We start from the raw sequence: 14,344 nt of genomic DNA on the forward strand, positions 1-14,344 counted from the left end.
ACTTCGCAGGTGCCTTCTTCAAATTAGGAAAGACTATGAAACGTATATTTACTCCAATGCTAGCTGCCCTAGTATTGTTATGCAGCGCATCAGCTTCTGCTTCAATTATTTCTTTACCAAGTGACGGCTTAATCGCTGATTCAGTTGTCGGTGATAGCGGTTGGTTAAACGAAGATACTTTTGGTGACGCCATCGACTTCATCACTTTCGATGTTGCAGCACAATCGACTTTCTCTGCCACTGCTGATTCATTGATCACTATGGGTTTGAGCTTATATCAAGGAACGATAGCTAACGACTTCGCTATTCCATTTTCAAATAACTCAGATTTTACTGATTTCTTCAGCAATTTAGTGTTTGTAGATGGAAATAGTCCGTTTGTACCTGGCTTAGGCGGAAGCTTAACAGGCCTAGTACTAGAAGCGGGTTCTTATACTTTAGCTGTTGGTGGTAACGAAGGTTTCTTCGATACATTCACAGAATACAGCTACAACCTTGAAGTAGCGATTGCAGAAGTACAGCAAGTTTCTGAGCCATCTGCATTATTTTTATTGTTTTTCGGTATCGCTGGTTTGTTAGCAGCTCGCAAACAACAAACAAAATAAACCGCGAAACAATCATCGAATACCAAGGGGCAAACGCCCCTTTTTTGTTTTGTCCTCGCCAATGCCAAACCCATGGCCCCGCAATCCATGGCCCGCGTTCCATGGCCTAAAGGCCATGCTACAAGGACGTTAACATCCGGCTTCTGCGGATCCATGGCCTGAAGGCCATGCTACAACAGAACATCTACCTGTAGGCGGGCGCTTTAGCCCCGCGAAATGGTAAACCATCCCAACGTCGGCGGTTCCTCCATTGGGGGGGTCCATGGCCTGAAGGCCATGCTACGGGGCGATAACATCCGGCTTCTGCGGATCCATGGCCTGAAGGCCATGCTACAGGTTTAACATCCACAAGCCGGCGGCTATCATAAATAGGTTTTCGGTTAATGAAACGGCTCCTAGTGGAACATCACTTTTACCGCCGACGCAGGCACATTTGAGATCACGTTTGTCGATATAAACAGCCTTAAATACCGAAACCGCGCCAATCCCACCAATCAATAGGGATATTGGCGCAATCATTAATGGGGGCAGATTTGCCACCATTCCGATCCCAACAAATGCCTCTAGAAATGGATATACATAGGCATACGGCACAACCCGCATTGCCAGCAAGTCATAGGTGATAAACGAATTTGAGAAGCTATACAAATCTCGCAGTTTTTGCACTGCGAGAATCGCCATGGAAAATGCAACAAAGAGCATTAATGTCTCAATAGAGAACATAATCGACAGCGAAGGATAGGCCAACGCCACCGCTAAAAGCGCAGCGACTGCAAATATTGCAATCACAGGTGTGTAAGTTTTACCTTGTTGTCCGGGTTTTGACATACCAAAAAAGGTTCTTAGATCATCATATCCACCGATCCTTTCACCGTTGATAAAAGTTTGTGGAGTGGTTTTGACGTCATGGAGTTTTTTGAATTCATCCGTTTCCTGACGAGACGTCAATTTGTGATCTTCTACAATGAAACCTTTTCTTTGCAATAAGTCTTTGGATTTTAAACCAAAAGGACAAATATGTTGCGAGGTTTCCATTCGATATAGTTTTGCAGTATTTTTCATATTTCCTCCAATATACCTTAGTGCCTGTAGGCGGGTGCTTTAGCTCCGCGGGTTGCCATGGGTTTTTCCATGGTTTTTCCATGGCCTAAAGGCCATGCTACAAGAGAAATAACCTCCCGCACCTGTAGGCGGGTGCTTTAGCTCCGCGGGTTGCCATGGGTTTTTCCATGGTTTTTCCATGGCCTAAAGGCCATGCTACAAGAGAAAAAACCTCCCCCACCTGTAGGCGGGTGCTTTAGTCCCGCGGGTTGCCATGGGTTTTTCCATGGGTTTTCCATGGCCTGAAGGCCATGCTACAAGAGAAAAAACCTCCCCCACCTGTAGGCGGGTGTTTTAGCCCCGCGGGTTGCCATGGGTTTTCCCATGGTTTTTCCATGGCCTGAAGGCCATGCTACAAGAGAAATTACCTCCCGCACCTGTAGGCGGGTGCTTTAGCTCCGTGAAATGGTAAACCATCCCAACATCGGCGGTTCCATTGGGGGGTTCCATGGCCTAAAGGCCATGCTACAAGAGAGATTACCTCCCGCACCTGTAGGCGGGTGCTTTAGCCCCGTGGGTTGCCATGGGTTTTTTCCATGGTTTTTCCATGGCCTGAAGGCCATGCTACAAGAGAAATAACCTCCCCCACCTGTAGGCGGGTGCTTTAGCCCCGCGGGTTGCCATGGGTTTTTCCATGGCCTGAAGGCCATGCTACAAGAGAGATAACCTCCTTCATCTGTAGGCGGGTGCTTTAGCCCCGCGAAAATGTTCAATATTCCATGGCCTGAAGGCCATGCTACAAGAGAGATAACCTCCTTCATCTGTAGGCGGGTGCTTTAACCCCGCGAAAATGTTCAATATTCCATGGCCTGAAGGCCATGCTACAAAAGAGATAACCTCCTTCATCTGTAGGCGGGTGTTTTAACCCCGCGAAAATGTTCAATAATCCATGGCCTGAAGGCCATGCTACAGTTTTAGTTGTTGTTTTCGCCATAAATAGAACACCACGGGCACGACCAACAATGACAGGATCAATGCACTTGCCATGCCACCTACCATGGGGGCTGCGATTCGGCTCATTACCTCGGAACCTGTGCCTGTACCATACATGACGGGCAACAATCCAATCATCACTGTTGCAACCGTCATAATCACTGGTCTTACTCGTTTTCCAGCGCCGTCTAAAATGGCTTCAATTAACGCACTTTCGGTGACAGCCACCGCATTAGTCGAGGGTTCATTAACATGCCTGTCCACGTTAGCGCTTGCATGCCTGTCCAGTAAAACCTGAAAAGCCTGATTCAGATAAACCAACATGATCACCCCTATTTCCACCGCCACGCCGGCCAAAGCGATAAAGCCGACACCAACAGCCACGGATAAATTGAAGCCTTCGATATATATCAACCAAATTCCACCAATTAACGCCAGTGGTAAGGTGCCCATGATAATGATGACTTCCACAGCATTTCGAAAGTTCATGTATAGCAGAAGCACAATAATTGCCAGCGTTAAAGGCACAACATAACTGAGCTTTTGGGTAGCACGCTGCATATATTCATACTGTCCTGCCCATTGCAGACTGTAACCTGTAGGTAAATCCAAATTTTCTGCTAAGCGTATTTTGGCGTTTTCCACATAGCTGCCCACATCAATATTCTCAATATCAATGTAGGTCCAACCGTTGATCCGCGCATTCTCACTCTTAATCCCCGGCGGACCTTCTTCGATATACACTTGGGCGACATCAGCCAGCGCAATTCGTTGGCCATTGGGTGTCACTATGGGTAGCAATTGCAAGGCTTCCGGCGAATCGCGGTAAGATTGTGGGTAACGCACATTCACCGGATAACGTTCCAAGCCCTCAACAGTTTGGGTAATGTTCATTCCACCGATAGCAGTAGCTACCACTTGTTGTACATCACTGATATTAAGACCATAACGGGCTGATTTTTCGCGATTGATATCCACCTTGATGTAACGTCCACCAGCCACACGCTCAGCATAAACCGAAGCCGTGCCGTCCATGGTAGAAAGGATTCTTTCGATATCCTGACCAATACGCTGAATGACTTTGATATCTGGCCCTGCTACCTTAATACCCACGGGGGTTTTAATTCCCGTTGCCAACATATCAATTCGGGTTTGAATCGGCATTACCCAAGCATTGGTTAAGCCCGGCAACTGCACTACCTGATCAAGTTCCTCGCGCAAATCATCAATACTCAACCCCTCTCGCCATTGGGATTGGGGTTTTAATTGAATGACAGTTTCGATCATGGTGAGCGGCGCTGGATCTGTGGCTGTCTCAGCTCGGCCGATTTTGCCAAACACGCTTTTCACCTCGGGAATGGTGGCAATTAATTTATCGGTTTGTTGCAATATCTCGCGGGCTTTACCAATAGATAATCCCGCGTACGTGGTAGGCATATACATCAGATCCCCTTCATCAAAAGGGGGAATAAATTCAGTCCCTATTTTGCTCAGTGGATAAAAACCAACAACTGCCAACACAAACGCCCCAAGCAAAGTCAGTTTAGGGAACAGCAGGACTAATTTAAGTACAGGGGTGTAAACCGCAATCAACAATCGATTCAATGGATTTTTAGCTTCACTGATTACTTTGCCGCGCACCAAATACCCCATTAACACCGGAATTAAGGTTACCGCCAAACCAGCTGAAGCGGCCATGGCGTAGGTTTTTGTATAGGCCAGCGGCGCAAACATCCGGCCTTCTTGTGCTTCTAGAATAAACACCGGCAAAAAACTCACGGTGATGATCAACAAACTAAAAAATAGTGGTGGCCCTACCTCAGACGCCGCTTTGGCCACTATTTGCCAACGATTTTGCTCAGTTAATGGCGTTTTTTCCATGTGCTTATGCAGATTTTCAATCATCACAATTGCACCGTCGGTCATGGCCCCGATGGCAATGGCTATTCCCCCTAACGACATGATATTGGCATTAATTCCCTGCCAATACATCACCGCAAATGCAAGCAAAATCCCCATCGGCAAACTCACTACCGCCACTATGGCAGAGCGCAGATGAAATAAGAAAATCGCACACACCAGTGCCACAATAATCAGCTCTTGAGCCAACTTACTCCATAGATTATCCACCGCTCGGTTGATCAGTTCCGACCTATCGTAAACCGTAACCACCTCTACCCCATCGGGTAAGCTAGATTGCAGACTGGCCAATTTAGCCTTGAGGGAATGAATGGTTTTTTGTGCATTTTCACCAAAGCGCATCACCGCCACGCCACCAACGACTTCACCTTGGCCATTTAGCTCAGCAATCCCCCGGCGCATTTGTGGTCCTAAACGAATATCAGCTACATCGCGCAATTGCAGCGCAGTGCCTTTATCGTTTAATCCAAGGGGAATCGACTCTAAATCGGCAATGCCAGTTAAGTAACCAGTGGCTGTCACCATATATTCAGCTTCGGCCATTTCAATCACCGACGCCCCCACCTCTTGATTGCCTTGGCGAATGGCGTTTTGGATATGACTAAGGGGAATGTTGTAAGCACGCAACTTGTCGGGGTCAATATTCACCTGATACTGTTTTACCATGCCGCCAATAGTGGCAATTTCAGCAATACCGGGCACAGTTTGCAGCTCAAACTTCAAAAACCAATCCTGCAAAGAACGCAAATGGCTAATATCGTGCTGACCGCTTTTATCTGTCAGAGCATACATAAACACCCAGCCCACTCCAGTGGCATCAGGCCCCAGTTGCGGCTTCGCGGAATCAGGAAGGCGCGAAGAAACCTGCGATAAATATTCAAGAACCCGACTGCGAGCCCAATAAAGATCCGTTTTGTCGTCAAAAATCACATACACATAAGAATCACCAAAAAATGAGAAACCGCGCACGGTTTGCGCCCCAGGGACCGACAACATGGCCGTGGTGATGGGATAAGTGACTTGGTCTTCGACCACCTGAGGTGACTGTCCTGGATAACTGGTTTTGATGATAACCTGTACATCAGACAAATCAGGAATGGCATCTACAGGCGTATTTTTCACACTGTAGACACCCACCCCAATCATCATTGCAGTGCATAACAACACAAAAAATCGATTGTGAATGGACCAATGAATTAGCTTCTCAATCATGCTGCATCCCCTGATGCTTTTCAGCGTGGTTTTGATGACTGTCTTGTTTATCCTTGTCCGACATATCATGGCTGTCCATGTTGCCGTGATTCATATTGCTGTGGTCCATGCCCTCGTGATTAGCATGGCTGTCTTGTTTATCCATGCCCGACATATCATGGCTGTCCATGTTTTCGTGGTTCATGTTGCTGTGGTCCATGCCCTCGTGATTAGCATGGCTGTCCTGCTTATCCATGCCCGACATATCATGGCTGTCCATGTTGCCGTGGTTCATGTTGCTGTGGTCCATGCCCTCGTGGTTAGCATGGCTGTCCTGCTTATCCATGTCCGACATATCATGGCTGTCCATGTTGTCGTGGTTCATGTTGCTGTGGTCCATGCCCTCGTGGTTAGCATGGCTGTCCTGCTTATCCTGGCTGTCCTGCTTATCCTTGTCCGACATATCATGGCTGTCCATGTTGCCGTGGTTCATGTTGCTGTGGTCCATGCCCTCGTGATTAGCATGGCTGTCCTGTTTAACCATGCCCGACATATCATGGCTGTCCTGTTTATTCGAGAGTGCCGTCATTCGTGAAAAGTCTGAATTGATGCTGCTTTCGGAGTCCAGTAAGAACTGTGCTGAGGTGACGATGGTATCGCCCTGTTCTAATCCATCGAGGATTTGTGCCTGTCCATGTACTACTGTGCCGAGTTTTACCGCAACGGATTTAAATTGGCCATCGCCTAATGCGAGCACTACGCGGTTTTGTGTGCGGGTGCGGATCACCGCTTCGCTAGGCACCCATAAACTGCGCGCGCTGGGTTTGGTATGGATCACCACTTGGGCAAACATATTGGGTTTAAGTTTTTGCTGACTATTGCTGAACCTTAATCGGGCACGAAGGGTGCGCGTTTGTTCATTCAATGTAGGATAAATATAATCCACTACACCTTGCCAACTTTCACCAGGCAGGTAATCCAAACTCATGGTTACCGGCAAACCAACTTCCACTTGCCCCGCCAAACGCTCAAACACTTCAGTTTCTACCCACACATCATCAAGTGACGCTATCGACATCAGAGTGCGCTCGGGATTCACAAAAAAGCCTTCTCGAATATTTAAGTTATCTACCACACCAGCTTGGGGTGAACGAAACTCCACGGTTTGTAGTACTTTTTGTGTCTGTTTGAGAGTTTGAATGGCTTGTTTGGGCATTTGTAGTGCCACTAAACGCGACAGCGCAGCATTGGTGAGTGCGCTATTACCTCGATTTACCGCAAGTAAATATTCTTCTTGAGCATTAACCAGCTCGGGGGAATAAAGGGCGTATAAAGGCTGGTCTTTTTCCACCGGCTCGCCAGAGGCGGTAACATAAAGTTTATCTACCCAACCTTGGGCACGAGCGTGAATATGAATTAATCTATCTTGGTTATAACCAACATAGCCAATTGTTTGTATCGGCACATGCATGGTGCTGTACGCTACTTTGGCGGTGCGCACTCCCAAATTATTGACAATGTTCGAAGCAATAGAAACCGTACCTGGGCTGTTGCTATTTGTCGAATTTTTGTTGGCATATACCGGCACTAAATCCATTCCCATAGGAGACTTGCCAGGTTGATCGCGTTTGAAGTTCGGATCCATAGGCGCTACCCAGTAAAGCGGCGCTTCATCTGCTTCAACATGTGTATCTTGTTTAGCTGATGCTGATTGACCGTGACCGCTAAAGTTGAAATACAACCCCGTTAACAGCGCTCCACCCAACAAACCGGCAACTAAATAAAACACGGATGCTAATTGCGATTTGCTATTTGTGGATTGATTGTTAGTTTGATTCATTACTGTTCTCCTAAAACCAGTTTTGATTGCTGGTTGTCACTGGGGTTTGCCTGTACGAGGAAATACTGTAAGTGAGCATTTACTTTTTGTTTTTTAGTGGCAATTAATATGCGCTCTAAGCGACTATTTAGCTCAGCGATTCGAGCTTGCATCACTTCCCCAAAATCTCCGTTGTTACTGGTGTAGGCAGTCAATTCAGCTTCGGCCTGTTCGTGCATTTGCGGTAAAATGGACGCGTCATAATTCGCTAACCTATCTGCAAGTCGCTGGCGCTGGGAAAGCAAAGATTCAAGTTGCGACAACATATTGCGCAACAACAGACGTTTTTCAGTTTTTAGAGATTCGGCTTGGTATTTTGCCGCCTGCACGGCTTTGTCTTGGCGCTGATGGGTAAACAGCGGCAAATCCACAGACACACCAACAGAAAAGAAGTCCGCACGGCTTTGCCCCGCCTGATCATCTGCTCGCATGGCATAACTGGCATTCACGCCCCATTGCGGCTGATATTTTTGCTGCGCTAGTTCAACGCCAACCTGTCCCGCCAGAATGGTTTGCTGTAACGCTAGCACCGCAGGATGTTTGCTAAGAAGCTGTCCAAAACGTTGCCGATCAATGGGAGCAGATACAAATTCTGTCATAGCGGGAAACATGGCTGTCTCAGCTTGATTGGTCTCGGCTTCATTACTGACCGCCTGATTTAGTGCAAAATCGAAAGCGCCGACATTACTCTGGTCAAAATGCTCATTTGCTATCCACTGATATAACGAAGCTGTGGCTGTCTCTTTATCACTCTGTAATTGAGTTAAGCGGTCTTGCAGGCGTGCAAGCTCAAGATTGGCGCGTATCACATCTTCTTGGCGAGTACGCTTTTGTCCAGAGGCGTACTGAGATTCAACCGTTTGCGCCAATTGTTCAAAAAGACGACTTTCTTGCTTTAGCAATTGAATGCTTTGTTGCGCCCCATAACCATCGAGCCATAACTGCGAAACTGTCACCGCGATTTGCGCTGAGCGATCTTGCGCCAAAAACGGATGTTTAGCCGCTAGTTGCTGAAGCTGGCGTTTGCGAATACCACGACTATCACCACGGGGAAATTGTTGCGCAATACCGACTTTAAGCTGGGTCATCGCCTCTTGATCGAATGCAAACCCGTTGGTTGGCAAATTCAGCAAGCCCATAGATAAAACCGGATCGGGCAAAGTATCAGCCGCATAGCTTTGCGACTCCAAAGCCTGACGCTTTAATTGATTGCCGCTTTGCCAAGGATCATTATCGATGGCCAACTGCACCGCATCATGCAAGGTCAGTTGCCGTTCGGCAGCCTCAAGATTAGCCTGAGCCGCAGGCAGCGCAAACACAAAAGCACCTGCAATTAAAATCCGGGTTAGATAATTAAGCTTAAACATGTCAAAACTCTATTCATAATGTAATTCCAAAACCTGTAGGCGGGTGCTTTAGCCCCGCAAAAATGATAAAAACCTAAACGTTCGAATCCATGGTTTTTCCCCATGGCCTAAACCTCCCCTTTTGTAGGCGGGTGCTTTAGCCCCGCGAAAACAATAAAAACCTAAACGTTCGTATCCATGGTTTCTCCATGGCCTAAACCTCCCCTTCTGTAGGCGGGTGCTTTAGCCCCGCGAGAATGATAAAAACCTAAACGTTCGTATCCATGGTTTCCCCATGGCCTAAACCTCCCCTTTTGTAGGCGGGTGCTTTAGCCCCGCGAAAACAATAAAAACCTAAACGTTCGTATCCATGGTTTCTCCATGGCCTAAAGGCCATGCTACACGGGGTTCGGTAAATCCCGTGCGACGAAAAAACGGCGGATCTATTTTGGGGATATTAAATAATCGGGGGTTTGATTAAATTTGAGGTGTGGGCGTCGAGGGCCCTGAATTGCTCGGCGATAACATCGGTGTGGTTTATCAGCGAATCTGGGAATGGATTGGCCACTACCAACGCTGCTGAAAACGCAGTGCCGTGTTCGCAATCGCAGGTTTGGTTGCAGCAATCTTGGTTTGATTGCATGCTGTGATACTGGGTTTCATCTAGGACCGGAATCGACTCACTGAGTTCACCTTCTTCGCTACCATGCTGCATTCCACGGTGTGAATCATGTTGTTGCACCATAATAGGTTCAGAGACATCAGCAATATGATTCATTTCAGGCATATTTTCCATGTCACAAACCGCCACCAACGCAGAAACCCCTTGGCTAAAAAGCAAGGCGATTATCATTAACGCGGTAACAAGTTGTTTCACCATGAATAAACCTAAATGAAGTATCTCCAGTATAATAAACCCAGCGAATGAAGAATGCTACCCACAAAAAAAGAATAGCCTTGGTGCGAAATGTGCATATCTTTTGCACGACTTAAAGGTAGATTGCCCATTGAACGAACAATAATGTGGATTAAGTCACAAAAATTTAATTACCGAATAATCTATATTTTTGCGTCGATATTTGCTATTTTCCACGGCGATTATGCGTTAATCAACTCGCTTAGTTGTGGTAATGCAGGAGTTCTCTCGAAAAGCAGGCTATCAGCCACTTGAGAGAAAGACCGGAGTTTATGGAAAGAGCTGTATGATTAACTTTAACAATATGATTTCTGATTCACAGAAATCCTTCTCCAAGCTTATTTTGATGCTTATTGTTTCGGCGTGTTTCAATTCCGCCTATGCGCAACAGCATGAAGGTTTTTCAGCAGTCATTGGTGCCAACATTGGTCATGATGACAATATTTTTCGTAGTTCAGAAGAAGTATCCGATAAGTTTTTACAACTTGTTCCTGCACTAAAATTGACCGAGCTTTATGAGTCTGTGCAACTAGATGCACAATATAAGGGCAATTATCGTCAATATAATGATTTGAGCGACCTAAGTTATGCCGAACATGAGGCATCATTGAAAGGTCAGTATAAACACACTTCTAAGTTCACATCAGAATTAACCTTGGGCTACTCAAATAAAATAGAAGAGCCTGGCACAACTAATGCTGAAACCAGCGTGTTAGACGAATTTACTGAGGTATCGTCTTCCTCATTAAAAACCTCAGGGACTTACGGAACGCGAAAGAGTATTGGTCAGATAAGAATAGCTTACGATATAGACAAACGCAGATACGACAATAATGAACAATTCTTCCGTGATTACGATGTCAATCGAATTACTGGGACATTTTATTATCGATTAGCCCCAAAAACCCGATTGTTGTTAGAAGCAAGTATAGATGATTTAAGCTATATAAATACCGAGACATTTGATGTTTCAGCAAGCCAGAATCGATTTTTAATGGGGGCGGAGTGGACAGCAACAGCGCAAACCACTGGAATATTCAAAGTAGGTTATCAAGATATAGATTACGACAATGAGTTTTATGATGATATATCCGGCCTAGCTTATTATTTAGATATGGTTTGGAAACCCAACACATACTCCACAATCACGTTAGGAGCTGATCGCTCCACCCGAGAAAGTGCAGTACAAGGCTTACCCAGTTTCGTCAGCGAAACTTATTCCATTGGGTTAGAGCATAATTTTAGCGCAAAAAGTGAAATAAGCTTTAGTTACCTTTATCGTGAAGATGATTTAGGAAGCACTTTCTCTAGAAAAGATACTATTAGCGCCATCGAAACTAAATACACTTATGCATTAAAACGCAGTTTAGAAATTTATATTGATTACTCTCATAGAAAGCGTAGCTCTGAACTTGCACTTTATGATTATGACTCAAATATTTATATGTTAGGTATTGACTGGTTAATCGATTAGTCAATTTACAGATTTTGAAAAGGAACTATTAAGTGAAAAAACGTATTCTTTTGTTCATTGGCATTTTATGGACTGGGCTTAGTGTAAATGTGTTTGCACAAAGCGTTGAAAATACAAGTGACACCGACACTACCTATCGATTATCAACCGGTGATTCCATATCTGTCACGGTATTTGATGAGCCAGAATTAGGCCTAAAAGAAGCGCAAATAACCGATGAAGGGACTATATCTGTGCCACTGTTGGGCCAAGTAGTAGTGCAAGGCAAAACCGTACCTGAAGTGGAAGCCTTGTTGACTAAGCTATTTGGTGACGACTACCTGAAAAAGCCCAGCGTATCTGTGAGCATCGCTGAATATCGCCCTTTTTATATTAATGGTGAAGTGAAAAAACCAGGAAGCTACCCGTTTAGAACCAAGATGACGGTACAAATTGCCGTTACCATTGCGGGCGGGTTTACTGAGCGTGCTTCAAAAAGCAATATTTACTTGTTAAACCAAGCCCAAAATAGCGAACGAAAAAAAGTCGATTTAAATGCCACGGTTAAACCGGGCGATGTAATTACAGTGGAAGAAAGCTTTTTCTAAGCACTATATGTTAAAGCTCAGCGGCCATTAGACCTATGAGCAGTAGTAACAATAGTAGTGTTTTGAATGTAGCAAAGATAATAGGTAGCGCAAAATAAGCGCAATAGAAATGGAACAGTGAAAAAATGACATCACAACAAGGCTTGAACCCCACTTTAACTAACGACAGCGCCGAAGAGACGTTAGACTTGAGCCAGTATTGGCGCACCATTAAACGGGCCAAATGGTTAATTGCTGCAGTGACTATGGTATGTCTGTTAATTGGTGGTTATATTGCGGCTACCGCAACGCCCATTTATCAAGCTAGCTCAAAAATACTCGCAGATCCCCAGCAACCTAATGCTGCAAGAGAAGAGCAATATATAGCTTCGGCCTTAGTATTTTTGTTTTATGAAACTCAGTATGAAATCTTACAATCTAGAGCCATTGCCGAAACCGTTGTCGACAAACTTGATCTGGTAGAAAAATACAAAAAAGAACAACTAGCAAATAAAGGCAAAAAAGCCAGTGGATTATCGGCCACCATTACTGAAATAAAACAAGAAATCGTTGCACTTTTTGGCAAGGATGAGAGTGCCGCTCCTGCTAAAAAACGCTCTGACCACGAGATTAAAGTAATGTTGGCTGCAGACATTCAAGCGGGGCTAAAGGTGAGTGGTGGTAAACAAAGCCAAATTATCAATATTAGTTATCAGTCGGATGATCCACAGTTAGCTACCGATATTATTAATGCTTTGGGTGAGGCTTATATTCAGTTTGGTTTAGAGTCCCGCTTGGGTGATGTGAAAAATACTGAAAAATGGCTGTCGGAACAATCATCAGAGCTAAAAGCGCAGTTAAGCGCCTCTGAAGAAAAACTACGTCAATTCAGAATGCAGCAAGGCATTGTCGATAGCTCCTTGCAACAGCGGGATTCAAACTCGCGCTTACAATCGTTAAATAGTCAGTTAATCAGTGCACAAACTGAACTCAGTACTGCAGAAGAGTTATATAGACAGGTGGAAGGTGTAAAACCTGATTCCAAAGCATTTTATTCACTAGGGCCTGTGTTACAAAATAAAACCGCTAGTGACTTGGTGAAAGAAGAAGCCAGATTGCAAAGTAAAGTTGATGAGCTGTTTGAGCGTTATAAAGAAAAACACCCTAAAATGATTTCAGCCCGTACTGAACTGAAAAGTGTGCGCGATAGTTTATCTCGCGAAATTGCTAAAATTGTTGATCGCATTGAAAGTGATTACCGACTAGCGAGCCAACAAGTTAACAATATTCAACGGTTAATTAGCAATGAAAAAGATGAAATACAATCATTACAAGGTTCAAACTTCACTCTTACTTCCTTGGAACGTGAAGTGGAGAATAACCGCCGTATCTATGAGTCATTTATTAATCGCTTGATGGAAACCAATATTCGCGGTGACTTTACTGCATCTAATGTACAAGTAATTGATACAGCGACGGTTCCGACCTCGCCAATTAAACCTAACGTCAAATTGATTGTGGCATTGTCAGTGTTTATGGGCGTGTTTTTTGGGGTGGTATTAGCCTTTGTAAAAGAGGCACTACACAACACTTATCGAACACCAGATGCACTGGAAGAAAATCTAAATATTCCAGCGCTGGGCATTACCATGGCCTTGAAGAAAAAAGATACTCACACTATTCCAGAGATGGAATACTCAGAAGATACCCGCTCTGTTTTTGCTGAGAGTATTAACAGTATCCGTACCGGATTGCAGTTTTCGAATATCGATAATCCGCCTAAAACCTTGTTAGTGACCTCGGCAACGGGTGCAGAAGGCAAATCTACTTTAGCAATGAATTTAGCAGCTGCCTACAGTCAAATTGGCAAAACGCTGTTGTTAGAAGTGGATTTACGTAAGCCGAGCATTGCAAAAAATCTTAAAATTCAATCTCGCCATGGTTTGACCGATCTTTTAGCAGGCACGGTAAACTTCGCAGATTGCATTGTAAACCCAACAGACAATAAACAGTTTAATGTGATGCCTTGCGGGACTATTCCACACAACCCCATTGAACTGTTGTCTTCAGAAAAGTTTGCTAAAGCCTTGCAGTCGTTAAAAACCCACTTCGATCACATTATATTAGATGGCCCCCCTACTTTACCGGTAAGTGATGCCTGCATTGTGGGGACTAAAGTTGATGGTGTGATAGTCGCAGTACGAGCAGAAGAGACTAAAATTAAAGTCTCTAAAGAAGCGGTTAAACGTTTGCAGAAGCTACATGCCAACGTTATAGGCGCAGTGTTGACAGTAGCCGAACCTCAGAAGATGAGTTACTACGGTGATCATTATTATTCAGGTGAATATTACGGTACTGTGGTTCAGCCTGAAAACGTTAAAAGCTGAGCTGCATAGCTTGAAGGAACACCAGC

Annotated in this window: 9 protein-coding genes; 4 read left to right on the plus strand and 5 right to left on the minus strand. The window is 45.0% G+C overall.

Annotated elements, in window-relative coordinates; all coding sequences use genetic code 11:
• The first annotated feature begins 35 nt into the window (after nt 1–35).
• The gene (locus ABWV72_RS08980) at nt 36–605 is read left to right on the plus strand and encodes a PEP-CTERM sorting domain-containing protein (protein WP_342806513.1); all 570 of its coding nucleotides are present in this window, start codon (nt 36–38) and stop codon (nt 603–605) included.
• Between the two features lie 330 nt (nt 606–935).
• Here the strand turns inward: ABWV72_RS08980 and ABWV72_RS08985 are convergent, their stop codons facing one another.
• From ABWV72_RS08985 to ABWV72_RS09005, 5 genes are all read right to left on the minus strand, one after another.
• Complete coding sequence (locus ABWV72_RS08985) at nt 936–1,667, minus strand: MauE/DoxX family redox-associated membrane protein (RefSeq protein WP_353370092.1); 732 nt, start codon at nt 1,665–1,667, stop codon at nt 936–938.
• 945 nt (nt 1,668–2,612) lie between these two features.
• Nucleotides 2,613–5,771 carry an efflux RND transporter permease subunit gene (locus tag ABWV72_RS08990; RefSeq protein WP_353370094.1) on the minus strand — a complete coding sequence of 1,053 codons (3,159 nt, stop codon included), beginning with the start codon at nt 5,769–5,771 and terminating at the stop codon, nt 2,613–2,615.
• Nucleotides 5,764–7,590, minus strand: a complete 1,827-nt coding sequence (locus tag ABWV72_RS08995) for an efflux RND transporter periplasmic adaptor subunit (RefSeq protein ID WP_353370096.1) — start codon at nt 7,588–7,590, stop codon at nt 5,764–5,766. Before ABWV72_RS08995 ends, ABWV72_RS08990 begins: the two co-directional genes overlap by 8 nt.
• Nucleotides 7,590–8,996 carry a TolC family protein gene (locus ABWV72_RS09000; RefSeq protein WP_353370098.1) on the minus strand — a complete coding sequence of 469 codons (1,407 nt, stop codon included), beginning with the start codon at nt 8,994–8,996 and terminating at the stop codon, nt 7,590–7,592. Before ABWV72_RS09000 ends, ABWV72_RS08995 begins: the two co-directional genes overlap by 1 nt.
• 436 nt (nt 8,997–9,432) lie before the next feature.
• Nucleotides 9,433–9,855 (minus strand): hypothetical protein, encoded by a 423-nt coding sequence (locus ABWV72_RS09005; RefSeq protein WP_353370100.1) that lies wholly within the window; start codon nt 9,853–9,855, stop codon nt 9,433–9,435.
• 322 nt (nt 9,856–10,177) lie between these two features.
• Between ABWV72_RS09005 and ABWV72_RS09010 the strand changes: the two genes are divergently transcribed.
• The 3 genes from ABWV72_RS09010 to ABWV72_RS09020 all read left to right on the plus strand — a co-directional run bounded on the left by ABWV72_RS09010 (nt 10,178) and on the right by ABWV72_RS09020 (nt 14,318).
• Nucleotides 10,178–11,365 carry an outer membrane beta-barrel protein gene (locus tag ABWV72_RS09010; RefSeq protein ID WP_353370102.1) on the plus strand — a complete coding sequence of 396 codons (1,188 nt, stop codon included), beginning with the start codon at nt 10,178–10,180 and terminating at the stop codon, nt 11,363–11,365.
• Nucleotides 11,366–11,397: 32 nt separating this feature from the next.
• On the plus strand, nt 11,398–11,952 hold the full coding sequence (locus ABWV72_RS09015; RefSeq protein ID WP_342806501.1) for a polysaccharide biosynthesis/export family protein: 555 nt from the start codon (nt 11,398–11,400) through the stop codon (nt 11,950–11,952).
• A 125-nt stretch (nt 11,953–12,077) separates the two neighbouring features.
• Nucleotides 12,078–14,318, plus strand: coding sequence for a GumC family protein (locus tag ABWV72_RS09020; RefSeq protein WP_353370105.1), 2,241 nt, complete (start codon nt 12,078–12,080; stop codon nt 14,316–14,318).
• The last annotated feature ends 26 nt before the right edge of the window (nt 14,319–14,344 follow it).

This window comes from Aliiglaciecola sp. NS0011-25, from assembly GCF_040370605.1.
GTDB lineage: Bacteria > Pseudomonadota > Gammaproteobacteria > Enterobacterales > Alteromonadaceae > Aliiglaciecola > Aliiglaciecola lipolytica_A.

What these genes read in the sequence shown, in the direction of transcription:
- ABWV72_RS08980 (WP_342806513.1), top strand. Translation starts at nt 36, where the DNA reads ATGAAACGTATATTTACTCCAATGCTAGCTGCCCTAGTATTGTTATGC.
- ABWV72_RS08985 (WP_353370092.1), bottom strand. Translation starts at nt 1,667, where the DNA reads ATGAAAAATACTGCAAAACTATATCGAATGGAAACCTCGCAACATATT.
- ABWV72_RS08990 (WP_353370094.1), bottom strand. Translation starts at nt 5,771, where the DNA reads ATGATTGAGAAGCTAATTCATTGGTCCATTCACAATCGATTTTTTGTG.
- ABWV72_RS08995 (WP_353370096.1), bottom strand. Translation starts at nt 7,590, where the DNA reads ATGAATCAAACTAACAATCAATCCACAAATAGCAAATCGCAATTAGCA.
- ABWV72_RS09000 (WP_353370098.1), bottom strand. Translation starts at nt 8,996, where the DNA reads ATGTTTAAGCTTAATTATCTAACCCGGATTTTAATTGCAGGTGCTTTT.
- ABWV72_RS09005 (WP_353370100.1), bottom strand. Translation starts at nt 9,855, where the DNA reads ATGGTGAAACAACTTGTTACCGCGTTAATGATAATCGCCTTGCTTTTT.
- ABWV72_RS09010 (WP_353370102.1), top strand. Translation starts at nt 10,178, where the DNA reads ATGATTAACTTTAACAATATGATTTCTGATTCACAGAAATCCTTCTCC.
- ABWV72_RS09020 (WP_353370105.1), top strand. Translation starts at nt 12,078, where the DNA reads ATGACATCACAACAAGGCTTGAACCCCACTTTAACTAACGACAGCGCC.